The organism is Candidatus Accumulibacter similis (assembly GCA_013347225.1).
GTDB lineage: Bacteria > Pseudomonadota > Gammaproteobacteria > Burkholderiales > Rhodocyclaceae > Accumulibacter > Accumulibacter similis.
In genome coordinates this window covers 2244528-2268745 of the sequence record CP054595.1, presented here as the reverse complement: position 1 = coordinate 2268745, position 24218 = coordinate 2244528, and the positions used below count along the sequence as shown (strand labels likewise).

22 protein-coding genes, 1 tRNA gene and 4 pseudogenes are annotated in these 24218 nt (G+C 66.9%); 11 read left to right on the top strand and 16 right to left on the bottom strand.

Going from position 1 to position 24218, the window contains the following annotated elements:
• Window positions 1-139: 139 nt before the first annotated feature.
• Window positions 140-1273: an ABC transporter substrate-binding protein gene (locus HT579_10415; protein ID QKS29281.1), complete on the top strand. Its 1134-nt coding sequence runs from the start codon at window positions 140-142 to the stop codon at window positions 1271-1273.
• A 16-nt stretch (window positions 1274-1289) separates the two neighbouring features.
• Here the strand turns inward: HT579_10415 and HT579_10410 are convergent, their stop codons facing one another.
• From HT579_10410 to HT579_10400, 3 genes are all read right to left on the bottom strand, one after another.
• The gene (locus HT579_10410) at window positions 1290-3338 is read right to left on the bottom strand and encodes a ferrous iron transporter B (GenBank protein ID QKS29280.1); all 2049 of its coding nucleotides are present in this window, start codon (window positions 3336-3338) and stop codon (window positions 1290-1292) included.
• Between the two features lie 157 nt (window positions 3339-3495).
• Complete coding sequence (locus HT579_10405; protein ID QKS31601.1) at window positions 3496-3993, bottom strand: peptidylprolyl isomerase; 498 nt, start codon at window positions 3991-3993, stop codon at window positions 3496-3498.
• Window positions 3994-3995: 2 nt separating this feature from the next.
• Entirely contained in the window at window positions 3996-4466 is a 471-nt protein-coding gene (locus tag HT579_10400; GenBank protein ID QKS29279.1) for a peroxiredoxin, read from the bottom strand.
• Window positions 4467-4684: 218 nt separating this feature from the next.
• On the opposite strand from HT579_10400, the gene HT579_10395 reads away from it, so the two are divergent.
• Window positions 4685-5395 (top strand): SIMPL domain-containing protein, encoded by a 711-nt coding sequence (locus HT579_10395; GenBank protein QKS29278.1) that lies wholly within the window; start codon window positions 4685-4687, stop codon window positions 5393-5395.
• 50 nt (window positions 5396-5445) lie between these two features.
• Here HT579_10395 and ftsB read toward each other — a convergent pair whose 3' ends face one another.
• The 5 genes from ftsB to HT579_10370 are packed head-to-tail and all read right to left on the bottom strand — an operon-like array spanning window position 5446 to window position 9973.
• Window positions 5446-5865, bottom strand: coding sequence for a cell division protein FtsB (gene ftsB / locus HT579_10390; protein ID QKS29277.1), 420 nt, complete (start codon window positions 5863-5865; stop codon window positions 5446-5448).
• Between the two features lie 23 nt (window positions 5866-5888).
• Window positions 5889-7172 (bottom strand): phosphopyruvate hydratase, encoded by a 1284-nt coding sequence (gene eno / locus HT579_10385; protein QKS29276.1) that lies wholly within the window; start codon window positions 7170-7172, stop codon window positions 5889-5891.
• 28 nt (window positions 7173-7200) lie between these two features.
• A complete protein-coding gene (locus HT579_10380; GenBank protein ID QKS29275.1) occupies window positions 7201-7497 on the bottom strand; it encodes a DUF1330 domain-containing protein in 297 nt (98 codons plus the stop codon).
• Window positions 7494-8333 carry a 3-deoxy-8-phosphooctulonate synthase gene (gene kdsA / locus HT579_10375; GenBank protein QKS29274.1) on the bottom strand — a complete coding sequence of 280 codons (840 nt, stop codon included), beginning with the start codon at window positions 8331-8333 and terminating at the stop codon, window positions 7494-7496. The genes HT579_10380 and kdsA overlap by 4 nt, the downstream gene beginning before the upstream one ends.
• Entirely contained in the window at window positions 8330-9973 is a 1644-nt protein-coding gene (locus tag HT579_10370; GenBank protein ID QKS29273.1) for a CTP synthase, read from the bottom strand. Before HT579_10370 ends, kdsA begins: the two co-directional genes overlap by 4 nt.
• A 246-nt stretch (window positions 9974-10219) precedes the next feature.
• Here HT579_10370 and HT579_10365 point away from each other — a divergent pair, with 246 nt between their 5' ends.
• The gene (locus HT579_10365; GenBank protein ID QKS29272.1) at window positions 10220-10489 is read left to right on the top strand and encodes a metal-sensing transcriptional repressor; all 270 of its coding nucleotides are present in this window, start codon (window positions 10220-10222) and stop codon (window positions 10487-10489) included.
• Between the two features lie 20 nt (window positions 10490-10509).
• Complete coding sequence (gene dmeF, locus HT579_10360; protein ID QKS29271.1) at window positions 10510-11592, top strand: CDF family Co(II)/Ni(II) efflux transporter DmeF; 1083 nt, start codon at window positions 10510-10512, stop codon at window positions 11590-11592.
• Between the two features lie 303 nt (window positions 11593-11895).
• Here the strand turns inward: dmeF and HT579_10355 are convergent, their stop codons facing one another.
• On the bottom strand, window positions 11896-12705 hold the full coding sequence (locus HT579_10355; GenBank protein QKS29270.1) for a PEP-CTERM sorting domain-containing protein: 810 nt from the start codon (window positions 12703-12705) through the stop codon (window positions 11896-11898).
• Between the two features lie 404 nt (window positions 12706-13109).
• Window positions 13110-13433: a cytochrome c gene (locus tag HT579_10350; GenBank protein QKS31600.1), complete on the bottom strand. Its 324-nt coding sequence runs from the start codon at window positions 13431-13433 to the stop codon at window positions 13110-13112.
• Between the two features lie 122 nt (window positions 13434-13555).
• On the opposite strand from HT579_10350, the gene HT579_10345 reads away from it, so the two are divergent.
• The 6 genes and pseudogenes from HT579_10345 (at window position 13556) to HT579_10320 (ending at window position 17480) form a co-directional block, all read left to right on the top strand.
• Window positions 13556-13741, top strand: coding sequence for a hypothetical protein (locus tag HT579_10345; protein QKS29269.1), 186 nt, complete (start codon window positions 13556-13558; stop codon window positions 13739-13741).
• Window positions 13725-14825, top strand: coding sequence for an FtsX-like permease family protein (locus HT579_10340; protein ID QKS31599.1), 1101 nt, complete (start codon window positions 13725-13727; stop codon window positions 14823-14825). The genes HT579_10345 and HT579_10340 overlap by 17 nt, the downstream gene beginning before the upstream one ends.
• Window positions 14826-14832: 7 nt before the next feature.
• Window positions 14833-15611 (top strand): annotated as a pseudogene (locus tag HT579_10335) (HAD-IC family P-type ATPase).
• Window positions 15524-16122, top strand: a pseudogene (locus HT579_10330) (sulfite exporter TauE/SafE family protein). The pseudogenes HT579_10335 and HT579_10330 overlap by 88 nt, the downstream one beginning before the upstream one ends.
• 253 nt (window positions 16123-16375) lie before the next feature.
• Window positions 16376-16974 (top strand): annotated as a pseudogene (locus HT579_10325) (nitrous oxide reductase accessory protein NosL).
• Window positions 16975-17048: 74 nt separating this feature from the next.
• A pseudogene (locus HT579_10320) lies at window positions 17049-17480 on the top strand (nitrous oxide reductase accessory protein NosL).
• A 41-nt stretch (window positions 17481-17521) separates the two neighbouring features.
• Here HT579_10320 and HT579_10315 read toward each other — a convergent pair.
• Window positions 17522-17848, bottom strand: coding sequence for a cytochrome C (locus HT579_10315; GenBank protein QKS29268.1), 327 nt, complete (start codon window positions 17846-17848; stop codon window positions 17522-17524).
• A gap of 100 nt (window positions 17849-17948) precedes the next feature.
• Window positions 17949-19628 (bottom strand): c-type cytochrome, encoded by a 1680-nt coding sequence (locus HT579_10310; GenBank protein ID QKS29267.1) that lies wholly within the window; start codon window positions 19626-19628, stop codon window positions 17949-17951.
• Between the two features lie 208 nt (window positions 19629-19836).
• Between HT579_10310 and cobA the strand changes: the two genes are divergently transcribed.
• Window positions 19837-20625 (top strand): uroporphyrinogen-III C-methyltransferase, encoded by a 789-nt coding sequence (gene cobA, locus HT579_10305; protein ID QKS29266.1) that lies wholly within the window; start codon window positions 19837-19839, stop codon window positions 20623-20625.
• On the opposite strand, the gene menA is transcribed toward cobA, so the two are convergent.
• From menA to HT579_10285, 4 genes are all read right to left on the bottom strand, one after another.
• Window positions 20622-21512, bottom strand: a complete 891-nt coding sequence (gene menA, locus HT579_10300; protein ID QKS31598.1) for a 1,4-dihydroxy-2-naphthoate octaprenyltransferase — start codon at window positions 21510-21512, stop codon at window positions 20622-20624. The two genes, cobA and menA, sit on opposite strands and share 4 nt — an antisense overlap.
• 272 nt (window positions 21513-21784) lie before the next feature.
• Window positions 21785-21870, bottom strand: a tRNA-Leu gene (locus tag HT579_10295).
• A gap of 358 nt (window positions 21871-22228) precedes the next feature.
• Window positions 22229-23509, bottom strand: a complete 1281-nt coding sequence (locus HT579_10290) for a phage major capsid protein (protein QKS29265.1) — start codon at window positions 23507-23509, stop codon at window positions 22229-22231.
• Window positions 23478-24083 carry a hypothetical protein gene (locus HT579_10285; protein QKS29264.1) on the bottom strand — a complete coding sequence of 202 codons (606 nt, stop codon included), beginning with the start codon at window positions 24081-24083 and terminating at the stop codon, window positions 23478-23480. Before HT579_10285 ends, HT579_10290 begins: the two co-directional genes overlap by 32 nt.
• Window positions 24084-24218 lie beyond the last annotated feature (135 nt).

Genomic DNA, 24218 nt, shown 5'->3' with positions numbered 1-24218 from the left:
GCGAGCAGACCCGCCCTGCCGGCTGCACGGATGGGGTGGCGGGCGATGGCAAGTGATCGGGCCGGCCCGCCCGCGGGCTTGATCCCGGCCAGGACAGCTTGATCGTCACGGCTTCTTGTCGCCTCGGGAGGGAAGGATCATGAGACTATCCGCCTGGCTGCGCGCTGCGCTCGCTTCACTGCTTGCGTTCCTGGCTGCGAGTGCCGGCGCCGACATCGTCATCGGCCAGGTGGCAGCGTTCAGCGGCCCGCTTGCTCCCACCGGCACACACATGCGTGCAGGCGCACAGCTCCTGTTCGACGCCGTAAACGCCGAGGGCGGGATACACGGGGCGCGGATTCGGCTGGTTTCGGCCGACGACGGCTACAAGACCGACGAGACAGTCCGTCTCGCGCGCGAAATGCTCCGGCACGAGCAGCCGCTGGCTTTCATCGGCTTCGTCGGCACCGGCAACGTCGAGGCGATGCTCGACCACAAGGTGCTCGCCGAAGCCGGCATTCCGCTCATCGCCGTCCGCTCGGGCGCGGAAACGCTGGTCCGCCGCAACGACCCCTTCCTGTTCATGACGCGCGCCAGCTACGCGGAGGAGATCGACAGGATCACCGACCAGTACGCGACCACCGGCTACAAACGCTTTGCCGTCCTCTACCAGGACGACGCCTTCGGCAAGGGCGCCTTGGCGAGTGCCGAGCAGTCGATCCAGAAGGCCGGCGGCACCCTCGTCGCCAAGGGAGCATACGAGAAGAACACGACCAACGTCGGCGCCGCCGTGCAGACCATCGCTGCCGCGCAGCCGCAGGCCGTCATCCTGATCGCCAACACGGCCGCCAGCGCCGAGTTTCTGCTGCAGTCACGCGCCGCCGGCAACCTGGCGCAGTATGTCGCGCTGTCGGTGACCGACGCCGCGCAGGTGGTGCAGAAGATCGGCGCCGAGAAGGCTGCGGGGCTGGCATTGACGCAGGTGGTGCCCGATCCGAACAGCCACACGATTCCCCTGATCAAGGAGATTCAGGACAACTTCAGGAAGTTCAAACCAAAGGACGTGACCCTCAATCACACGTTCGTCGAGGGCTACCTGGGTGCCAAGGTGCTGGTCGAGGCGCTCCGCCGGGCGGGCCCCGAACCAACGCGACGCAGGCTGCGCGACGCGCTCGAAGCGCTCCCGAACCACGACGTCGGCGGCGTCTTCATCAGCTTTTCGCCACGGCGGCACGCCGGGTCGCGCTTCGTCGACATCACCATCCTCAACCGCAGCGGCAAGCTGCTGCGCTGATCGGGCAGACGCGACATCAGCCGAAGAGCAGCCGCCAGACCTCGAGCAAGAGGCGGACGCCGCCGGCGATGAACAACGCCACGGCCACCGACAGGACAACCGAGAAGCCGGCCTGCCGCGGGCCGATCGTCCGCAGCATGAGGGCAAAGGTCGACACACAGGGAACGTAGAAGGTGATGAAGACGAGAAAGGTGGCGATCTGCACGTGGTCGAGCAGCGGCACGATCTCGATCGTGCCCAGCGCCTGATAGACCATCAGCAGCGACAGTTCCTTGCGCAGGATGCCAAACAGGATCGGCACGCCGAGCAGGACGGGCAGGCCCAGCCACCAGTGTGTGACCGGCGACAGCGCCAGGTTGATCCACTCGTCGGCGCCGAAGTGGCCGAGCAGCGCCAGCAGGATGCTGCCCGCCACCAGCAGCGGCGTGACGATGGTCACGATGTCGCGGCAGCGCTCCCAGGTCCGGGACAGCAAGGGGCGCCAGCGCGGCAGCGCATAGGGCGGAATCTCCTGGATCAGCCCGACGGCGACGTGCGCATAGTGCCGTGCGAGCAGGCTCCCGAGCAGGGTCAGGACGACGAAGGTGAGGGCGAAGATGGCGAACACGCCGAGTCCGCCAAGGTACTTGCCGCCCATCGCGAGGATGATCGCCGAGCGCGCCGAACACGGGACGAAGGCGAGCAGCAGCGTCGCGACGAGCCGCTCCTTGCCGCTGCTGCCTGCCGCCACCATCGAGATGGCCGGCACATTGCAGCCGAGTCCGACGAGGAACGGCGCGGCTACTCCGCCGTGCAGACCGATGCGGTGGAAGCCGCGATCGACGACGAAGGCGACGCGGTGCATGATCCCGGATTCCTCGAGTGCCACCAGCAGCAGCACCAGCGGCAGCATGTAGGGGACGACGATGGCGACCAGACCGATCAGGCCGTCGACCACCGCCCGGCCGACGACGCCGGTGGTCGAAGCGGGCTGCCACTGCTGCGCCCAGTCGACGAGCGGTGCCGCCGTCCACGCGTCGATCGTGCTGCTGACCTTGAACACCACCAGCAGGACCAACGCAAAGACCAGCGTGCTGCCGACCAGGCCCCAGCGCGGATGCAGAAAGAAGCCGTCGAGCAGGCGCTGCCAGCGACCGGCAGTGGCCGTGCCGCCGTAGCGGCTGACGTTCTCGAAGAGAGTCGCCGCCTGATGGTGGCGGTCGGCGTGCAACTCGTCCGGCAGTGGTCGCGGCAAACGCCGCGCGGCGGCTTCGCGCGCCGCCAGCACCTGCGGCAACAATTGCGGCAGGTGGCAGGCCAACTCGTGCAGGAAGTAATCGTTGTTCTCCGCCACTTGCATGCACAGGAAAGGCAGAGGAACGTCAAAGTTCTGCGCCACCGCCGGCTGCGCGAGCAGCGCACGCAGCGGCTCGAGGGCGGCGGCGATGTGCGGACTCGGTGCCGGGACGGGCGGCAGCCGCTTCGCGCGCGCGACCTCCAGCGCCGCGGCAAAGAGTTCACTGACGCCAATCCCCATGTGCGCCACGGTCGGCAGCACCGGCACGCCGAGCAGCTCCGCCAGGGCGCCGATATTCAGGTATACGCCCTTGCGCCGCGCCTCGTCGACGCGGTTCAGAGCGATCAGCAGCGGTTTGCCGAGCAGACACAGTTCGCGGCTGAGTTCGAGATCGCGTTGCAGCGCCGTCGCGTCGACGACCTGGATGAGGACGTCGGGCGCGTCGAAGGGATCTGCCGGCAGATCGTCTTCGTGCGCCGCCACCGGTGGCCAGCGGTCGCCCCACAGCAGGTACTTCAGCAACAGGACGTCACGCGCCCCGGGCAGATGCAGCGAGTCGACCGCCGGCAGGTCGACGAGCGAGATCTGCTCGAGCCCGATATCGACCACGCACTCGGCGTAGACATCGCCCGCGCGCGGCAGCCGCCGCTGCTGCGGCGATGCACTCGAGGCAGCCAGAAACAGGCTGCTCCTGCCGCTGCGCTGGCGACCGACCAGGGCCACGCGTGGGCGGCGCCTGCCGCGCAGCAAGGGCTGCGGCAGGACGACGCTGGCGCTGCCTGCGTTCACCCTGCGCCCAGAGCGCGCGCCCTGACCACCGGCCAGCCGCCGCGCCGCCGCTCAGGACGGACGCCTGCCGCCGGCGGCAAGCGGCAGCCGTGAATCACCGGTCCGGTCGCCGTCGGCAAGCAGGTCGCCGCGCGCAAACGATTGCATCGGCCGCCGATCAGTCCTCATCGTCAAGATCGTCGTCGTGCGTGTGGCCATGCCTGATTTCATCGGCCGTCGCCGGACGAACGTCGGTCACCGTGCAGGTGAAGATCAGCGACATCCCGGCCAGCGGGTGGTTGCCATCGAGCACCACCTTGTCGGCGGCAATCTCGGTCACGCGGTAGATCAGGACATCCTCTTCGTCGTCCTCATCGCCGCCCTCTGGAATGCCCTCGAACTGCATTCCCACCTGCAGTTCGTCGGGAAACTGGCTGCGCGGCTCGAGTTGTACGAGCGTCGCATCGTACTCGCCAAACGCATCGTCCGGCTGCATCTTGACGACCACCGATTCGCCGACGCGCTTGCCGTGGACGGCTTCCTCGATCAGCGGAAAGATGTCGTCGTAGCCGCCGTGCAGATAGACCAGCGGTTCCTGGCCGGCATCGACCAACTCGCCCTCGAAATCGGTGACGCTGTAATCGAGGGTGACGACGGTATTCTTGGCAACTTGCATGTTCATGAATTGAGTTCCTTCACCGCCCGCAGCATGGCGAGCGCGTGGCCCTTGGCGTTGACTCCGTACTCCGCGAGCCGAAGGACGCCCTGTTTGTCGATGATGAAAGTCGAGCGGACGATGCCGGACTTCCGGACACCATTCACCTCCCGTTCCTGCCAGACACCGTACTGCCTGCACGCCATGCCGTCTTCGTCGGACAGCAGGCAGACGGAGATACCGTGCTCGTCCCGGAACTCGGCGTGCTTCAGACAGTCGTCGGGACTGATGCCGAAGATCTGGCAATCGAACCGCGCGAACTCGTCCTCGTGATCCGAGAAGTCGGTTGCCTGCAGGGTACAGCACGGTGCGCCATCTCTTGGGTAGAAGAAGAGGATGACATTGCTTCTGCCCTGAAAGTGGGCGATATCGATGAGTTCCATGTCCGCATCGGGGAGGACGAACATCGGCGCTGCCTGTCCTGCTTTCAGCATGCTACCCCCTCAAAGACCCCAACCGCGCACAAGAAGCGCGCGAGCGGAACAGATTCTAACCAAGCTTCCCGGATCTGACTACCGGAAAGACAAGCGGCAATGCGGCTAGAATGACTCCCTCCGCCGGCCGCTGGTGCGCCCACGAAGCAGCGCGGCGCCTGCAGCGCGGCGGCCCGGCGACCCCTCATCGCCACCTGGCGTCCGAACTGGAGAGAAAGATGAAAGCACTCGCGGCACTGCGCAACGCCCTGCCCCTCCTCGCCCTGCCCTTCCTCGGCCTGCTGCCTGTTCCGCCGGCGCTGGCGGCCACCGCAGAGCGCACGACGACTGTCGACCTGGCCGCAGAAGCCAGCCGGCCGGCGGCCAACGACCTGGCACGCGCGACGGTCTTCGCCGAAGCCAGCGGTGCGACACCGGGCGAACTGGGCAGACGGGTCAACGGCCTGGTCGCCGACGGGCTGAGGATCGCCAGGTCCTACGGCAACGTCCGCGTGCAGAGTGGTGCCACGCACACGCAGCCCATGTACGGCAAGGGCAACCGGATCGAAGGTTGGCGCATGCGATCCGACCTGACACTCGAGTCCACCGACCCGGCGGCACTCTCGGAACTTCTCGGCAAGCTGCAGGCCTCGCTCGGCGTTGCCAGCCTGAACATGCTGCCAGCGGCCGAAACGCGCCGCAGGGCGGAGACCGAAGCGACCATCGCTGCGCTGGCTGCCTTCCGCGAGCGCGCCAAGGTGATCGCCGACGCGCTCGGAAAGCCCTTCCGGATCCGGCACCTGACGGTCAACAGCAGTGGCCGCCCGCCCGTGATGCCGCTCATGCGTTCGCCGGCGATGGCTGCCGACGCAGCGCCGCCGATGCCGTTGGAGGCTGGCGAGAGCCTGGTCAGCACGACGGTCTCGGGACAGATCGAGTTGCTCGAATAGCCCATCCGGCGGCTGGCCGCAGGATGCTGCGGGCCGCCACGACCGGAGCGCTACGGCGGCGCCGCCTTTGCCGGCTGCAGCGACGCTGCGCCCGGCTTCGCCGCTGCCGCCACCTTGGCCGGAGCCGCCGCTACCGCCTTGGCGGCGGGCGCCGCTGGCGCTTTCCCGGGGATCACTGCGGCCGCTGGTTCTGCCGCTGCCCGTTCGGGAATCTGGACGAACACCTCACCCTGCTTGACCATCCCCAGCTCGAAGCGGGCACGCTCCTCGATCGCGTCGTAACCCTGCTTGAGGTCACGCACCTCGGCATCGAGCCCGGCATTGCGCAGTTCGAGGACATGATTGATCTCCTTCTGCTCCGCCAGTTGCCGGTCGACTTCCCAGACCCGCAGCCAGCCGCCCTTGCCCAGCCACAGCGGGTGCTGCAGCAGGACGATGACCACCACCAGGGCGATAGCCAGCCAGCGCACCTTGCCTCAACCGCGCCGGTTTGTCAGATGAGATTGTAGAAGGCGTCGCGACCGGGGTAACCCGCCGTATCGCCGAGATCCTCCTCGATGCGCAGCAACTGGTTGTACTTGGCGATGCGGTCGGAACGCGACAGCGAACCGGTCTTGATCTGCAGCGCGTTCATGCCGACCGCGATGTCGGCGATGGTGCTGTCCTCGGTCTCGCCCGAACGGTGCGAGATGACCGCCGTGTAGCCGGCACGCTTGGCCATCTCGATGGCGGCGAAGGTTTCGGAAAGGGTGCCGATCTGGTTGATCTTGATCAGGATCGAGTTGCCGATTCCCTGCCTGATGCCTTCCTTGAAAATGCGCGTGTTGGTGACGAAGACGTCGTCACCGACGATCTGCACCCCCTTGCCGAGACGGCTGGTGAGGAGCTTCCAGCCATCCCAGTCGCCTTCGGCCATGCCGTCCTCGATCGAGACGATCGGGAAGCGATCGGCGAGGCTGGCCAGGTAATCGACCAGTTCGGGCGGGCTCAGTTGCAGGTGCTCGCCGGCCAGGTGGTAGCGACCGTCGCGGTACAGTTCCGAGGCTGCGCAATCGAGACCGATCAGCACGTCTTCACCGGCCCCGTAGCCGGCGTTCTCGATCGCCTGCATGATGAGTTGCAGCGCCTCGGCATGACTGCCGAGGTTGGGCGCGAAGCCACCCTCATCGCCGACCGCGGTCGAGAAACCCTTCTTGTGCAACAGCTTCTTCAGGGCGTGGAAGACCTCGGCGCCGCAGCGCAGCGCCTCCCGGAACGACGTCTGACTGACCGGGAGAATCATGAACTCCTGGAAATCGAGGCTGTTGTTGGCGTGCTCGCCACCGTTGATGATGTTCATCATCGGCACCGGCATCTGCATCGGGCCCGAGCCGCCGAAGTAGCGGTAGAGCGGCAGACCGGACTCCTCGGCGGCCGCCTTGGCAACTGCCATCGACACCGCGAGCATCGCGTTCGCCCCGAGGCGCGCCTTGTTGTCGGTGCCATCGAGATGAATCAGCGTCTGGTCGATGAACGCCTGCTCCTGCGCATCGAGACCGACGATCGCCTCGGAAATCTCGGTGTTGACGTTCTCGACCGCCTGCAGGACACCCTTGCCGAGATAGCGGGCGGCATCACCGTCGCGCAGCTCGATCGCCTCCCGCGACCCGGTCGAGGCGCCCGACGGAACCGCAGCCCGGCCCATCACCCCCGACTCGAGAAGGACGTCGCATTCGACGGTTGGGTTGCCACGCGAATCCAGCACCTCGCGGGCGACGACATCAACGACTGAGCTCATGGTCTTTCCTTTGCAAGTCTCAAGATGATCAAAGCGGCAATCCTTCGACGACCAGCACGTTCATGGCCGCCGCATCGCCGCGTGCGGCTCGTGCCTGCTGGTACTCGGGCGAATCATAAAACCTCTTCGCCTGCTGCAGCGAATCGAATTCGACGATCAGCAAGCGGCCGGGCGCCCGCCAGTTCCCCTCCAGCACCTCGCTGCGGCCGCCACTTGCCAACAGGCGGCCACCGTGGCAGGCGATGGCCGCCTCGGCCAGCACCTCGCAGGCGGCAGCGGCCGGCGCCTCGGCAAACTGCGCCTCGGCCAGCAGATAGGCCGTCACAACCCGATCTCCGCCAGACCGGCCGTCTTGACCAGGCGATCAATGGCGACGAGGGTCGTCAGCAGGCTTTCCATGCGAGCCAGCGGCCAACTGTTGGGACCGTCCGACAGTGCGATCTCCGGACGTGGATGGGTTTCCATGAACAGCCCGGCAATGCCGGCGGCAACCGCAGCCCGCGCCAGCACCGGAATGACCTCGCGCTGGCCACCGGAAACCGTTCCCTGGCCGCCGGGCAACTGCACCGAATGGGTGGCGTCGAAGACCACCGGGCAGCCGCTGTCGCGCATGATCGCCAGACTGCGCATGTCGGCGACGAGATTGTTGTAGCCAAAGGAGACGCCCCGCTCGCAGACCATGATGGTATCGGCGCCAGCGGCGGCGCTGCGCGCCTTGTCGACGACGTTGCGCATGTCGGCAGGCGCCAGGAACTGCCCCTTCTTGATGTTGACCGGTTTGCCCGAGGCGGCGACGGCCTCGATGAAGTCGGTCTGTCGACAGAGGAAGGCCGGCGTCTGCAGGACGTCGACGACGGCTGCGACAGCGGCGATGTCCTGCTCGCGATGGACGTCGGTGAGGACCGGGACAGCGATCTGCCGCCGCACCTCGGCCAGGATGCGCAGACCCTCGTCGATCCCCGGTCCACGCGGCGACCGACCGGAACTGCGGTTGGCCTTGTCGTAGGAGGCCTTGAAGATGTACGGCAAACCAAGGCGGGCACAGACCTGCTGCAGCTGCCCGGCGACCTCGAGGCAGAGGCCGAGCGACTCGGCGGTGCACGGGCCGGCGATCAGGAAGAGCGGTTGCGCGAGTCCCGCCTCGAAGTTGCAGAGCCTCATGCCGCGCCCCGGCGAGCCGCCGCTGCCTGCACGAAGGAAGTGAACAGTGGATGGCCCCGGCGCGGCGAGGAGGTGAACTCGGGATGGAACTGGCAGCCGAGGAACCAGGGATGGGCATTGGCCCCCTCCTTCGGCAACTCGACGATCTCGCACAGCTCGGTAACCGGCGCCCGCCCGGAAACCACCAGCCCGACCCGCTCGAGTTCTCCGAGCAGCGTGTTGTTGACCTCGTAGCGGTGCCGATGCCGTTCGACGATTTCCGCCCGACCGTAGATCGCCCGCGCCATCGTCCCCTCGGCCAGCCGGCAAAGCTGGCCGCCAAGGCGCATCGTGCCGCCGAGATCCGAATTCTCGTCGCGCGTCTCGACGCGTCCCGACGCATCCCGCCACTCGGTGATCAGACCGACGACCGGATAGGGCGTGTCCTGGTCGAACTCGCTGCTGTGCGCGCCGGCCATGCCGGCGACGTCACGGGCGAACTCGACGACCGCCAGCTGCATGCCGAGGCAGATGCCGAGGAAGGGAACCCGGTTCTCGCGCGCGTGCCGGATCGCGGCAATCTTGCCCTCGGTGCCCCGCCGGCCGAAGCCGCCCGGCACCAGGATCGCATCCATTTTCTGCAGGGCGTCGCAGCCGTTGCGTTCGATCTCCTCGGAATCGATGTAGCTGATGCGGACCTTGCTGCGGGTGGCAATGCCGGCGTGCACCAGGGCTTCGGTGAGCGACTTGTACGATTCCGTGAGGTCCACGTACTTGCCGACGAAAGCGACGTCGAGCACCCGTTCGGGATTCTCCAGCGCGTGCACGATGCTCTTCCAGACTCCGAGATCGGCCGCCCGGGCGAGTATGCCGAGCTTGTGGCAGACGATCTCGTCGAGCATCTGGTCGTGCAGCATCGCCGGGATCTTGTAGATCGAATCGGCATCGCGCGCCTCGATCACCGCTTCGCGCTGGACGTTGCAGAACAGCGCCATCTTGCGCTTGTCATCCTCGGGAATCGGCCGGTCGGTGCGGCAAAGGAGGATGTCCGGCTGGATGCCGATCTCGCGCAGTTCCTTGACCGAATGCTGCGTCGGCTTGGTCTTCAGTTCGCCGGCCGTGGCGATGTACGGCACCAGCGTCAAGTGCATGTAACAGGCGTTGGTGCGTCCTTCCTGCAGTGCCATCTGGCGAATCGCCTCGAGGAAGGGGAGCGATTCGATGTCGCCAACCGTCCCGCCGACCTCGACGATCGCCAGGTCGGCGCCCTCGGCGCCACGCCGTATGTGTGCCTTGATCTCGTCGGTGATGTGCGGAATCACCTGCACCGTCTTGCCGAGATACTCGCCGCGCCGCTCCTTGCGGATGACCGAATCGTAGATCTGCCCGGTGGTGAAGTTGTTGCGCCGCTCCATGCGGGCGTTGGTGAAACGCTCGTAGTGCCCGAGGTCGAGGTCGGTCTCCGCACCATCCTCGGTGACGAAGACCTCGCCATGCTGGAACGGGCTCATCGTGCCCGGATCGACGTTGATGTAGGGATCGAGCTTGAGATGGGTGACCCTGATTCCGCGCGATTCGAGGATCGCTCCGAGTGAGGCGGCGGCGATTCCCTTGCCGAGGGACGAAACGACTCCACCGGTGACGAAAACGTATTTGATCATGGAGATGGCTGCGGCGGGAAAGCCCGATTGTAGCCGATAAACCATGCTCTCTCCAACCGGCGCCCGGAGTTGGCGAGCGACGACCGGCGTTGCCGGCGGGTGGCGGGCGGCGACCCGGCGCGAGCGACAACGCAATCGCCGGACGCTGGACCCGGGCTCGAGCACGGCTCCATCACCGCCGCACCTCCCCTTCCGCTTTCCCCCCGACTCGTTGACCTATCCTGTCCAGGAGGATAGGATTCAGCCGTGAACACGCACGCCGCGCACCCGGAGATCATCAAGCGCCTGAAGCGGGCGGAGGGCCACTTGCGCAGCATCGTCGCCATGCTTGAGGACAACCGTGGCTGCCTCGAGGTCGCGCAGCAACTGCAGGCCGTCGAACGCGCCATCGCCAGCGCCAAGAAGACGCTGGTACACGACCACATCGACCACTGTCTCGATCAGGCCACCGGCGACGGGCCACGCAGTGCGAACGACGCCATCCGCGAGTTCAAGGAAATCTGCAAGTACCTCTGACGCTGCAAAGGATCCGCCCCATGCAACAAGCCGAGACATCCCCCTGGAGCCACACGCACGTCTTCGACGAAGGCAACCTGGCGGCTGAAAAGGGCACCCGGTTGGTGATGCTGATCACCGCGACGATGATGTTGGTCGAGATCGTCGCCGGCTGGTGGTTCAACTCGATGGCGCTGCTTGCCGATGGCTGGCACATGAGTTCCCATGCGGTGGCGATCGGCCTCTCGGCCCTCGCCTACAGCGCCGCCAGGCGCTACGCGAACGATCGGAGTTTTGCCTTCGGCACCTGGAAGATCGAGGTTCTCGCCGGCTTCGCCAGTGCCATATTCCTGCTCGGCGTGGCGCTGCTGATGCTCAGCGGCTCGCTCGAACGTCTGCTGTCACCACAGCCGATCCAGTTCACCGAGGCAATCGTCGTCGCCACGCTCGGACTGGCGGTCAACATCGCCTGCGCGCTGATCCTGCATGCGGCGCACGGCCCGGGACACGCCCACCACCACGGCCACGCGCACGACCATCACGATCACCACGACCATCACGATCACCACGCCCAGCACGATTCCCACGCCGATGAGCAGCCGCTTGGCGACGGGCGGCCGCACACGCACGCGAAGCCCGACCAGCGCAGCGATCCCGACCTCAATCTGCGCGCCGCCTACCTGCACGTCGTCGCCGATGCCGCGACCTCCATGCTGGCGATCGTTGCTCTGCTCGGCGGCATGGTCTACGGCTGGAACTGGCTCGATCCGCTCATGGGAATCGTCGGCGGCATCCTCGTCGCGCGCTGGGCGTGGGGACTGATCGGCGACACCGGCCGCGTGCTCCTGGACCGGGAAATGGACCATCCGGTGGTCGACAGGGTGCGACAGACTCTCGCCGGCAACACCGGTTGGCAATCGCCACCGCTGATCGACGACCTGCACGTCTGGCGCGTCGGCCGCGAGAAGTTCGCAGTCATCGCCAGCCTGGTGAGCGACGATCCGGCGCTCACCCCCACGGCCGTGCGCGAGGAACTCTCCCGCCACGCCGAACTCGCGCACATCTCCGTCGAGGTCAATCGAACCGGCGATCTGCGCGCGCTGCGGCCGCCGGCCGCAACCTGATCCGCTCTCCACCATGACGCTCCTGCTGCGAGGCCGGCAAGCGCGCCGCTGACACAGCCTTCCGGCGCCGCCGCCGCTGCGCCGGGAACCTTGCCACGGCGACCGCCACCGCTGCCGGCCTGGGTCAACAGCAGCGACCGGCAGGGTGCAGATGCCGTCCTGTCGGCAAGCCTGCAGTCAGGGCAAGCTGCCGCTGGTCGGACGGGCGGGACAGCAAAAAGCCCGCCTGGTTGGCACCAGACGGGCTTCCGTTCTTGCGGGCCCGGGCCGCCGGATGGCCCCGGCGGCCCGGCCGGTCGTTGCTCAGGCTGCCTTGCGGCGACGGATGCCAGCCATGCCGAGAAGAGCAAGGCCCATCACGCTCAGCGTTGCCGGTTCCGGCAGCGCGACACCGCGGATGTCGATGCTGCCGCTGGCGGCATAGCCGGCGGTGGCAGAACCGCTGTTGAAGCTGCTGCCAAGCGCTGCATCGCTGCCACCCGGGAAGGCGTTGGTGTCGAGGTAGAGCTGCGCAGGACCGCCGGTGAAGTTCAGCAGGCCGTTGCCCGCGCCACTGCCGATCGAGCCCAGGCTGCCGCTGAGGATGAACGAGTCGAGGGCGATCGGGGTGCCGACACCATCGAGGCAGGCGTCGGCAGCGGTGCAAAGCCGCGTCGTGGCGCCGGTGGCGTCAACCCAGAGGTTGCCGGCCGATATGGTCGCCTTATCGGCTGCGAAGCTGCCGGTCGGCACGAACTCGGTCGCCGAGGTGTAGAAGTGGATCGACCCGCCGGAGAACAGGACGTTGAATGGGGGCGTCGCCGGAACAGCAGAATTGATCGCCTGCGTCTTGTAGCCGTCGAACCAGTAGCTCAGGAAGACGCCGTTCTGGCCGCGCGACCAGGTGACGTTGCCCTGCGAATCCTTGAAGTTGTCGATGCGCCCAACACCGGCCAGAATCTGCCCCGGCGCCGTGATGGCGAGCTTGCCGTCGGAAGCGAGCGTGCCCTCATAGACGTCACCGACCTCGAAATAGGCGCCCCCAGCGAACGAAACCCCGTTGACCGTTGCCGCGCCTGCCGCACTCGCACCCATGGCAAGGGCGATGGCAAGAGCGATGCCAGTTTTGTTCATGATTGATACTCCTTATAGTAGAAAGACCCCAGGTTTTCTCGCACCTGGGTGCGCAGCGAGATATAAGCAACATGCGTGCCAGAAAACTGGCAAAGCCCCAACAAGCTGTTTTTATGAATGATTGTTCGTGGAGCGGAGGTGGCCATGCGCCAACGGCGGCAGCAAGTGTAAAAAAAACTGACGCCTGCAGGGCTGCCCGGCCTCGTCTCGCCAAGGCGCCCGCCGGCGGCGGGCGCGGAACGCACGGCAGCGACGGCTGGCGCTGACGGCATCGCGCGAGCGCCAGCGCTGCCCGCACGGCACTGGCCGGCCATCCATCTGGGCTGCGGACGCGAGCAACTGCCCCGCCCGCAAGGCCGCGGAATCAGTAGCGGGGCGAAGCGCCTGTGCGGTCCGGCTGCCTTCTACCGTTCCTGCGGAAAGCCGGCGAGCAGTTGCTCGACGATCCAGCGTGCCTCTGCTTCGCTGAGAAAGCGGTGCCAGGGCGGCATGGGCGTTCCCGGGCGCCCGCCGTGGATCGTCGCGACCAGCGAGTCGACGGGCTTGTCGTGCAGGGCTTCGGGCTGCAGCGATGGGCCAAGCCCCCCCTGCAGCGTCATGCCGTGGCACGAGCCACAGTCCTGTCGCACGAGATGGACCAGTTCGCGCTGCCTGGCTGCCGATGGCAGGGGCTCTGCCGGCAGCGGCGTACCGACCAGGAAAAGCCCAAGGGCAATGACAAGGCGCATGTGTTGTCGGGCGGACCAGACGCCGCTGCGACGCAATGCCGCATGCGACGAGGTGGCGAAGAACACCAGGATTCCCTATTCTAGCTCTAGCCGAACCGCAGAACCAGCCAAGGGAGACGACGATGCAGGATAACGATCAACCGCACCGCGACGAGAACGAAGGCGAACTGGCGTCACTGCTTCTCGGCGCGGGCTTCGCCCTGGCATCGCTGATCATCCTGCCGGCGATCGCCCAGCGCGTCGGCATCGGCAGCAGCCTGACGATCGCCCTGCGCGGCGCCCTGATGCGCGCTGCCAACAGCGTCTGACAGCTGGCTCGCGGCAGCGCCACAGGCGGCTGGCTGCGGCCGCTGCCGACCGCGCAGGCTGGCGGCGCAGCGACAACCGAAGCGAGCCCGAGGACCCGCCGAGCAATGCCTGCCACGCGCCCGAGCCACCTCGCCCTGTGCCTCCTCTGCTGCGGCGGCGCCCTCTTCGCCGCGAGCTTGGCCGACGCCGCCCGGATACCTGGAGCGGATCGGCCGCGTTCGCGGCGTCCAGGAAAAGCCGGGGCGCCTCTGGGGTTACCACTACGACCCGGTGGTCAAGGCCAACTACACCTTCATGGTCGCCGACGACCGCGTGCTGGCGCCCGGCAAGCTGGTCGTCGGCGCCGGACTCGCCCGCACGCGCGGCGTCGCGCCGGGCAATCACATTTCCTTCCACGCCTATTCGGGCAAGCTGTTCACCTTCGGCATCGCCGACATCCTGCCGGCGAAGTCCGAACTCGTCAGAGCCGACCTGGTGCTGCTGAGCAAGGCCGACTACCGAGCCTTCTTCGACATCCCGCCGGGCCATTGCACCGACATCACGCTGCGCGTCGCCAACCCGCTCGAAGTGCGCAGCGTCGCCAGCAAGCTGGCGCAACAGTTCCCCGACTCGCGGCCGATCCTGCGCGAAGAGATCCTGCGCACCTACGAGTCGATCTTCAGTTGGCGGGAAGGCATCGTCCTCGCCCTCGCCACGCTCGCCTTCGCCATCCTCGCCTGGGAGAAGGCGTCCGGGCTGTCGGCCGACGAGCGGCGCGAGATCGGCATCCTGAAGGCGATCGACTGGGAGACCGGTGACGTCCTGCGGATGAAGTTCTGGGAAGGCGCTTTGCTGTCGCTGAGCGCTTTCCTCATCGGCTACCTCGCCGCCTATGTGCACGTCTTACACTTCGCGGCATCGCTCCTGGCGCGGGTTCTGAAGGGCTGGGCGGTGCTCTATCCGCGCTTCGAACTCGGCCCGGTGATCGACGACCTGCAGGTGACGACGCTGTTCGTCTTCACCGTCTTCCCCTACGCGGCGGCGACGCTGGTGCCCATCTGGCGCGTCGCGATCACCGACCCGGACGCGGTGATGCGCGGCTGAACAGGCGATGATCGAACTCATCGTCCGCCTGCTAGATCAGGCGCAGGGCAGCAAGCTGCCGGTGCAGAAGCTCTGCCGACAACATCGCCGAGCGCTTCGTTCCTGCCGTCGGCGGCGTCGCCGGGCTGACCTTCGGCGGCTGGCTGCTCGCCGGCAGCCCGCCGGCGACGGCACTGGCAGGCGCCATCGCCGTCCTGCTCATTGCCTGCCCGTGTGCACTCGGGCTGGCGACGCCGACAGCGATCATGGTCGGCACCGGCCAAGCGGCGCGGCATCTACATCCGCAACGGCGAGGCACTGGAAGGCGCTGCCGGGCTGAACGTGGTCGTCTTCGACAAGACCGGTACGATCACCGAAGGTCGACCCGTGGTCACCGACTTCCTCCCCGCCGCCAACGTCGACCGGAGCAGGCTGCTGGCGATCATTGCCGCTGCGGAGGCCGGCTCCGAACACCTCCTCGGCCGGGCGATCGCGGCCTGGTGCACGGCGCAGGCGATCGTAGCGGCAGAGTGCAGCGCGTTCACGGCGATACCCGGGCGAGACGTGCGTGCCATCTGCGAGCACCAGACGGTGCTGATCGGCAACTCGGCGCTGCTCGCGGCAGCAGGCATCACCCTCGTCGGCGGCGACGTCGGCGGCGTCGCGGCGACCATCGAGCTGTCCCGGCGAACGATGCGCATCGTCCGTCAGAACCTCTTCTGGGCACTCGGCTACAACGTCGTCGCGATTCCGGTGGCCGCCGCCGGTCGCCTCAGCCCGATGATCGCCTCGGCGGCTATGCGCTGATCGGCCTGCTGGCCGCGGCGCTCGGCGCGGTCCTCGTGGAAACCGGCGCCTTCGGCAGACTGCAGGGACCACTGCAGATCGTCGCCGGCGCTGTCGTCATCCTGCTCGGTCTCGACCTGCTCGGCGTCTCGCCGCGGCGCAACACGCTCGCCTTCGCGCCGATCGACTGGCTGCGCCGCCAGTTCGTGGGTGCCAGCGCGCGCGGTGTGCTGCCGGGAGCGATGATCGGCGGCGCGATCAACGGCCTCATGCCGTGCTGAATGACCATGGCGATGGCGATCAAGGCGACGACCGCGCCTTCGGTCGTCGAAGTCGGCCTGTTGCTGCTCGCGCCTTCGGCGCCGGCACTCTGCCGTCGATGCTCTCGGCGAGCTTCCTCTTCGGCCGGCTCGGCGTGCGCACGCGCGGCTGGCTCTTGCGCGGCGCCGCGCTGTTCGTCATCGTCCTCGGTCTGACGACCATCTGGCAAGGCATCCGCTATGACCTCGTGATGCAGCGGCTGCTCGGCTGAGCGACGGCCATGTCGACATTCTCGGCATACCGGCGGCGCGACCGTGGCAGCGCCTGCTGGCGGCCGAATTCGCCTGCGGCGACGGCCCCGGGGCTGCCGCAGCAGGCGCCGCTCCGCCGGCAGTGCCAGCGCACCGGAGGCTTCGCGGCCGCTGCGACGATTTGCCGGCAGCTCAGGGTCCGGCAAGGGCCCTACCATGCGCCGTGATGCCACCCCGCGCGGCACCATTTCACCCTTGGCCAAGAGTATGACCGTGAACCGCCGTGATCTGCTGAAAATGTCGCTTGCCTCGACCGGCCTTGTTGCTACCACCGCACATGCGCAACCATCCTGTGCCACCGACGGCACGCCGGCCCAGTTCATCCCGAAGAAGGCGGCCGATCCCCGACCCGCCGAGAACGACCTCGAGAGATTCCCGAAATGCCCGTACTGCGGCATGGATCGCCGCCCGTTTCACCACTCGCGCATGCTGCTGCAGTACAGCGATGACCTGCCCGACGGCGTTTGTTCGCTGCATTGCGCAGCGATCAGCCTGGCGGTCAACGTCGACCGCGAGCCGAAGAGCATCTGGGTCGCCGACAACGCGTCAAACGCCGGGATCAAACCGCTGATCGGAGTCGACCGGGCCACCTTCCTGATCGGCAGCCGCATCAAGGGGTGGTGAGCAGACACAGCAAGGTCGCTTACGGCAGCGAAGCGGCAGCCCGGACGGCCATGGCGGAGAACGGCGGCGACCTCGGCAGTTTCGAGCAGGCGCTGCTCGCCGCCTACACCGATATGTCGCAGGATGTCGCGATGATTCGCAGGAGTCGTGAAGAGCGGCGGCAGCGGGCAGCGCGACCTCAGGGGTGAACGCCGCCGTGTCGCCGTCGCGACCGCCGCAGTGGCTCGCTGCCGGCGTCTTCTGGCTGGCTGCCAGCCTCGCAATGGCCGGCCCGCTGCGACCAACGCCGGGCGAGCGGGATCTCTGCCCGGTTTGCGGCATGCTCGTCTCGCGTTACCCACACTAGGTCGCCGTGGTCGCCTACCGTGACGGTCAGGCGCATTTCTTCGATGGCGCCAGGGATCTGTTCAAGTACCTCGGCAACCTGCCGCGCCATGCGCCTGGCAGGAGCGCCGGCGAAATCGCCAGCATCTGGGTCACCGAGTACGACGGACTCACCCGAATCGACGCCCGCCTTGTCTTCTACGTCATCGGTTCCCACACGCCGGGACCGATGGGACACGAGTTGGTTGCCTTTGCCACGCGCGCCGACGCGGAAGAGTTCCTCAAGGAACATCCCGGTCGGCGCATCCTCGCCTTTGGCAAGGTGACTGCGGAACTCGCGGCACGGCTCGACAAAGGACTGTTCGACTGAAGCAGCCGCGACCTCAGTGACCCCGGTCGCAGCCCGCCGGTTCAGGGCAGAGTCAGGATCCAGCGCACGAGGATGCGGATGTTGTCCATGCCGGCACGCTTGTTGGCCGACATGTAGTCATTCCCCCAGGCACCGCCACCACCCTCAAACACCTTCTTGACGAGAATCTCCTCGACTTCCGGCTTGCCGCGGTAGCGCCTGGCGACGTCGCGCCAGGCAGGGCCGCGCAGCGTTTCATCGACATCGTGACAGGTCAGGCAGCGGCTCTGGTCAGCCAGTTCGAGCATCGCCGGATCGACCGGTGGCGGCGCTGCCCGCGTCACTGATGGGAACAGCGCGAGACAGAGAATCAGGGCCTTCGCTTTCATCGCTTCTCCTGCCGGCAGACGGCCACCTGCTGCCTCGTCCGCCGCACCATGAAAAGACGGGGGGCCGCAGCCCCCCGTTCGCTTCGACTGCGGTCTTGGCTCAGTAGATGTCGTGCTGCGTGTTGTACACGTTGAACTTGCCGGTCGGCGTCACGAGACGAGGATCCTTGATCACGTTCTTGACGGTCCGTGTCTTGTCATCGACGACGACGATCGCCGACGGCTCGGTCTTGTTGCCGGTCCAGACGGAGAACCAGATCTCGTCGCCCTTCTCGTTGTACTCGCCATGCACGACGCGCTGGATGCCCTTCGTCTTGCCGAGATCAGCGGCAGCGGCGAGGTCGAGCACCTGCGGCTTGGGATCCGGATTGCCGAGGTCGGCGATGCTGTAGACGGTCACTGAACCGGCCAGTTTCGGATCCGGGTTCAGCGGCGCATCCGCCCACAGGTTCTTCGACTTCGGATGCGTCTTGACGAAGAGCGAGTTGGCGCCATGGTTCTTCACTTCCTGCACCACCTTCCAGGCGTGCTGCGGATTCTTCGCCGGGTCGGTACCGATGATGCTGATCACGTCGGCACCCAAATGCGAGGTGGCCCAGACGGGACCATACTTGGGATGGATGAAGTTGGCACCGCGGCCCGGATGCGGGATCTTGGCCGTGTCGACCAATGCTGCCAGCTTGCCTTCCTTGGTATCGACGACGGCCACCTTGTTGGAGGCGTTGGCGGCGACGAGGAAGTAGCGCTTTGAGGCATCCCAGCCACCGTCGTGCAGGAACTTGGCCGAGTTGACGGTGACTTCCTTCAGGTTGTTGATGTCCGAGTAGTCGACCAGCTTGATCATGCCGGTTTCCTTGATGTTGATCACCCACTCGGGCTTGTCGTGCGAAGAGACGATCGAGGCGACACGCGGCTCCGGATGGTACTCGCCGTCGACGGTGACGCCACGGGTCGAGATGAGCTTCAGCGGCTCGAGCGTCTCACCGTCGAGAATCGCGTATTGCGGCGGCCAGTACGAGCCGACGACGGCATACTTGTCCTCGAAACCCTTGTATTTCGAGGTATCGACCGAGCGCGCCTCGTAGCCCGCCTTCATCGTCGCGACGATCGTCGGCTTCTCGTACCACATGTCGATGAGGTCGTAACGACCGTCACGACCGATCACGTGCACATAGCGCCCGGAGGCGGAGAGGCGCGAGATATGCACCGCGTACCCGGTCTTGACGATGCCCCAGATCTTCTTCGTGTCGCCGTCGATCAGCGCCACCTCGCCGGAATCGCGCAGCGTGACGGCGAAGACGTTCTTCAGGTTGATGTCGTTCATCTGCTTCGTCGGCCGCTGCGCGACCGGCACGTGCAGCTTCCAGCTCGCCTTCATGTCCTTCATGCCCCACTCCGGCGGGGCTTCGGCAGGCATCTGGATGTAGGCCGCCATGTTGGCGATCTCCTTCTTCGACAGGATGTCGTCGAAGTTGGGCATGCCGCCTTCGGTACCGTAGGACATGATCTTCTCGAGGCGCGAGCTGCCGAGCTTGGCGGTGTTCGCCGGCTCCAGGTTCTTGCCCGTGGCGCCCTTGCGCAGCATGCCGTGGCAGCCGGCGCAGCGCTCGAAGTAGGTCTTGCCGGCCGCCGCCTTGTCTTCCGCGGAAAGCGTCGGCGCTGCAGCTGGTGCGGCACTGGCGGCTGGCGCAGCGGCCTTTTCGGCCGGTGCGGCAAACGCCAGGTTCATGGCCAGCGGCAGGCTTGCCAGCATCAGTACGTTACGGATTCGCTTCTGCATTGTTCGATTCCTCTCCTCTTGAAGTTGCTTGTTCGGCGCTCGCGGTCAGACCCTTGTCAGACTGCTCTCAGGATGACACGCCGGCCCGTGGTGATTCCTTGACCTTCATCAAATCGCCCAGCGTCGTTGGCAGGCGGTCGCGGATCAGTTGAACATGCCGGCGCGGACGCTTATGCTTGCGCCTCAGCGAAAAATCGGAAACCGTGCAATGAGTCAGTCGCCTCCGTCAGCAACCTGCGGCACCGTCTACATCGTCGGCAGCGGGCCCGGAAATCTCGACCTGCTGACGCTGCGCGCCGCGCGCCTGATCGGCGAGGCGGATGCGATCGTCTATGACCACCTGATCGCCGAGGGCGCACTGGAACTGGCGCGGCCGGGCGCCGAGAAGATCTACGCCGGCAAGGAAAGCTCGAAGCATAGCGTGCCACAGGCCGATCTCAACCGGATGCTCGTGCGCCTGGCGCGCAGTGGCAGGACCGTGGTCCGCCTGAAGGGCGGTGACCCCTTCGTTTTCGGGCGTGGTGGCGAGGAGATCGAAGCCCTGGTCGACTCGGGAGTCCCCTTCGAGGTCGTCCCGGGGGTGACGGCCGCCGCCGGTTGTTCCGCCTACGCCGGCATCCCGCTCACCCACCGCGATCACGCACAGGCGGTCGCCTTCGCCACCGGGCACCTGAAGGACGGCACGATCAACCTCGACTGGCAGTCGCTGGCGCGGCCGCGGCAGACCGTCGTCTTCTACATGGGAGTCGGCGGACTGGCCGAAATCTGCCGGCAGATGATGGCTCATGGCCTGCCCGCCGAGCACCCGGCGGCCATCGTGCAGAATGGCACGACGCGCCGGCAGCGGGTGCTGACAGCCGACCTCGCGACCCTGCCGACGAAGGTGGTAGCCGCCGGCATCAGGTCACCGGCGCTGATCATCATCGGCACGGTCGTTCGCCTGCAATCGACGCTCGCCTGGTTTCCCGACCCGAAGACCGCCAGGACGGAGGCTTAGGGCACCCCGGCCAGCAGCCCGCCCGCGAGCAGGAGAGCAAAGAGCAACTGCAGTCGGGCCGTGTCGGCAAGCAGTTCATTGTAAGCGGCCCCGGCCGCGTGCCGGAAGCGCGCGATCTGCCGCAGGCAGAGCGGCAGCGCCAGGCTCGGCAGCGCAAGCCAGAAGCCGCGGCCACTCAGCATCGCCAGCCAGAGCAGAAGAACGAACGGCAGCAGCAGTTCGCCTGCGTAGATGCCGCAGGCGGCCCGCCGCCCGCAGAGAACCGCCAGCGTTCGCCGTCCGACACGGGCGTCGCTTTCGCGGTCGCGGGTGTTGTTGACGGTGATGACGGCAGCGGCGGGAAGGCCGACGATGGCGCCGGCAAGCACGGCGGCCGGCGCCAGCGAGAGCGTCTGCAGGTAGTAGCTGCCGCTGACCGCGACCACGCCGAAGAAGAGCAGCACGAAGGACTCGCCGAAAGCGGTGCCGGCGATCGGCCGCGACCCGCCGCTGTACGCCCAGCCGGCAGCCAGCGACGCCAGGCCGATGACGACGATCGGCCAGCCGCCGTGATGGACGAGATAGACTCCGAGATTGAATGCCAAGGCAAAGGCGATCCACGCTCCGCGCCGCACCGCCGTCGCCGCCAGCCAGCCCATCGCCGTCGCGCGCGGCGGCCCGAGTCGCTGCGGCCCATCCGCTCCGCGCTCGAAGTCGGCGACGTCGTTGTGCAGGTTGGTTCCGACCTGGATCAGCAGCGCGGCGAGCAACGCAACCAGCGCCGGCAGCCAGAGGACGGCCGCCTGCTGCGACCACGCCAGCGAAGTGCCGACGAGCACAGGCACCACTGACACGCTGAGCGTCTTCGGACGAATCGCGAGCCACCAGGCATAGCCGCGGCGCGGCATCGCACCCCCCCGCATCACTGCCGCTGCCTGACTGGCATCGTCTGCGGCGAGCGGCCTTTCGGCGGTTGCCAACGATTCGACTGTGCGGCCGTCCGGCGTTGCCCGCCTGCCCGCCTGGCGCCTGCTCAGCGGCATTTGGTCGCCGTTCGCTCCTTCTTGCCTTGCATCCCGCGGCCTGCCCGCGATGGTTCGATCACCACCCACCTGCCCGCAACGCGCCGGGTGAGGCTGCTATAATCCGCGGCTTTGCGGGCTCGGGTAGTCTTTGTGTGTGGTGCCGAGAGGGGGAATCGAACCCCCACGCCTTGCGGCGGCGGATTTTGAGTCTCGAGACTTTCAACGATCGGCAGCAACAGGCAACAACATAACGCAGTCGAATCAGACACTTGAAGCACCCCCCTTTGTTGTGCTTGATTGTGGATAACTGGCGCTTTTTCGTGCGCACTGTCCCAGATTTGTCCCATGACGTTGCAATACCGGCGTTACGGCGCGCCGTCGCCGCGCGCTGCAGGATAGCAGGATTCAGCCGAAGGGGAAGCAGAAGGGAAGGTTGGCGGCTTCCACCCGCTCGCGCGGGGTCGCCAGCCGCCGGCCAGCGCGGTCTTTCCGAGACTTGGCGCCGGCGCTGCGTGCACGCCCATGTGTAAGGAGCTGCCGGCCGGCGCTATGGGCGGCTCTCTCGCGCCGGCAGGGGTTCCCCGGCCAGGGGTTCAAAATCAGGTCAGCTTGGCGTCTTCCATCACGGCGAAAGCGGCCGGCCGGATGACGGTCATTCCTGCGTGCAAGGCGGCGGTGATCCTCACTTGGCCCACGGAAGCCAAAGTAACCTTGTCGATCGTCAAATCGATGCCGGCGCCGTAAATCCCGAGGACGAGGCTTGACCAGTCGGAAGAGTAGACCAGCGCCGAGCAGACGTTGCCGGATGCGCCCTTGGCGAGATTGGCCGGCAAGCAGGCCGTGATGCCGGCGCGATGCTGCATCAGCGGCCGGTCGCCGCCTTCCCACATGAAATCGAGATAGGTTGATCTCAGCGTCTTGCGCAAGAATTTCGCCGTTGCCGGGTTCAGGGCCCAGCCGGAAAGCTCCGTCACTGGCGCATTGGCCAGGCCAGGCGCGGCTTCCAGGTCGGCGAGGTGCGCCCAGCTCAGCAACGCTCCATCGACGCCGCCGGCAACAGAGCTGACGCCGGCCGTCGCGCGGATGCCGGTCGGCGCGTTGCTCGTGCCGTCTCCCGTGAAGATTCCTACCTCGAGCTGCTCAAAACACGCCTGCGTCAAATGTCGCGCGATGACGGCATCAACCTGCGGCTGCGCAGCAATCACGGCTTGCCGGCTCAGAGTCAGTGTCGCGGCGCAGCGAACGGGCGTCAGGTCGTGACCGCCAGTGGTCTCGGCGATGCTCGTTGCCGCTCCGATCTCGCCGGGCCAGGTCAAGCTCGTCGAGCTGCTGAAGGCCGGCAGGTTCAGCGGATCCCGCAGGCCGGTAATCACGGTCGCACCCAAGGCGGCGGCCACTGAGCAGCGGCGCAGCGGGTCGGCCGTCAGCGATCCGGCCGCGTCGCGGGCGGCGCCGATCAGCGCGCCAGCCTGGGTCGCCGAACCCAGATTGAAGTCGCGGGACTCCAGACTCCGGGCGGCAATTTGCAACGGAAGCCAGACCCCGTTTGGCACCGTGCCCGTGCGGTTTGCGACGAGCGCGCTAACATCGGCCTCCAGCCGCCCATTGCGAGAGTTCTCCTCCAGCATCGTGCGGCAGGCTCGCAAGACGGAAAACCCAGAGGCTTCGCGCTGCTCCTCGACGCCGAGCAGGCTGTCGGCCGCGCGCGCGAGCTGGCGGTCCTGGGCGGAAGCGCGCAGGCGGCGCAGGAACTCAGTTTTCTTGTCGCGGACGCCCGATCGCGAAACCTGCAGGGCGAGCAGTTGGCCGCCGTACTCGGCAGTTAATGCGCCCAAGGCGTGGAGTTCGTCATCGGGGCGCAGCGGGTAAATCTCGTTCATCTCGGGTTCCTTCCGGGGTTGTGTCATGGAGAGTCGCCATCGTGCCGCGGTCGGCCGTGCCGCTGCTATCGGATAGCGGCGCGTCAGCAGCCATGATTTCCCACAGGCGCCGCTGGCTCGTCGCGCCCTCCCGCTGCCGCCGGATCTGCTCAACGATCTGCCCGAGTTCGCCGAAAGCGGCCGCGCGACCTTGCAGCAGGTCGCTCAGCCTGCCGGCCGCTTCCCACGTCGTCCCGATGATCTGGCCAGCAGCTCGCACCAAGGCGTATCGCCGCGCGGTGCGGACCGCACGCGGGGTCTTGCGCTCGTGCGCGGCGCGCAGGGCAGCCAGAATCGCGCGCTGCCCGGCCTCGATCGCTTGCAAGCGGGCCTCGATCGCCTGCAAGCGGGATTCAGGCGACGCTGGCATCTGGAGCGCGCCGCGGTGGCACGCGGTCAGCAAGGAAAGTGCGGCGCCGGCAGAGCTCAGCGACGAATAACGCTGCGGCCCGGCAGCGATGCGCGACCAGCGCCATGTCTCCAGCGGCAGCAGGCCACGCGCGGCAGGCGAGTGCGCGCGGGTCGGCCTCGCCAACGCCGAGGATGCGCCGCCAGGATGTCTCCAACACGTCAGTGTGTGACAACTCGAGAGCGTCGCAGACTCCGAGCAGCTCGCCGAACCATCTGCCGGCTGCGAAGGCCGCAGCCACTCCGTCTCCCGGTCGGGCGC

Bases quoted from the DNA above. Each gene is read 5' to 3' on its own strand.
- HT579_10415 (QKS29281.1), top strand. From the start codon at position 140: ATGAGACTATCCGCCTGGCTGCGCGCTGCGCTCGCTTCACTGCTTGCG.
- HT579_10405 (QKS31601.1), bottom strand. From the start codon at position 3,993: ATGCAAGTTGCCAAGAATACCGTCGTCACCCTCGATTACAGCGTCACC.
- HT579_10400 (QKS29279.1), bottom strand. From the start codon at position 4,466: ATGCTGAAAGCAGGACAGGCAGCGCCGATGTTCGTCCTCCCCGATGCG.
- HT579_10395 (QKS29278.1), top strand. From the start codon at position 4,685: ATGAAAGCACTCGCGGCACTGCGCAACGCCCTGCCCCTCCTCGCCCTG.
- eno (QKS29276.1), bottom strand. From the start codon at position 7,172: ATGAGCTCAGTCGTTGATGTCGTCGCCCGCGAGGTGCTGGATTCGCGT.
- kdsA (QKS29274.1), bottom strand. From the start codon at position 8,333: ATGAGGCTCTGCAACTTCGAGGCGGGACTCGCGCAACCGCTCTTCCTG.
- HT579_10370 (QKS29273.1), bottom strand. From the start codon at position 9,973: ATGATCAAATACGTTTTCGTCACCGGTGGAGTCGTTTCGTCCCTCGGC.
- dmeF (QKS29271.1), top strand. From the start codon at position 10,510: ATGCAACAAGCCGAGACATCCCCCTGGAGCCACACGCACGTCTTCGAC.
- HT579_10355 (QKS29270.1), bottom strand. From the start codon at position 12,705: ATGAACAAAACTGGCATCGCTCTTGCCATCGCCCTTGCCATGGGTGCG.
- HT579_10350 (QKS31600.1), bottom strand. From the start codon at position 13,433: ATGCGCCTTGTCATTGCCCTTGGGCTTTTCCTGGTCGGTACGCCGCTG.
- HT579_10345 (QKS29269.1), top strand. From the start codon at position 13,556: ATGCAGGATAACGATCAACCGCACCGCGACGAGAACGAAGGCGAACTG.
- HT579_10315 (QKS29268.1), bottom strand. From the start codon at position 17,848: ATGAAAGCGAAGGCCCTGATTCTCTGTCTCGCGCTGTTCCCATCAGTG.
- HT579_10310 (QKS29267.1), bottom strand. From the start codon at position 19,628: ATGCAGAAGCGAATCCGTAACGTACTGATGCTGGCAAGCCTGCCGCTG.
- cobA (QKS29266.1), top strand. From the start codon at position 19,837: ATGAGTCAGTCGCCTCCGTCAGCAACCTGCGGCACCGTCTACATCGTC.
- menA (QKS31598.1), bottom strand. From the start codon at position 21,512: ATGCCGCGCCGCGGCTATGCCTGGTGGCTCGCGATTCGTCCGAAGACG.
- HT579_10290 (QKS29265.1), bottom strand. From the start codon at position 23,509: ATGAACGAGATTTACCCGCTGCGCCCCGATGACGAACTCCACGCCTTG.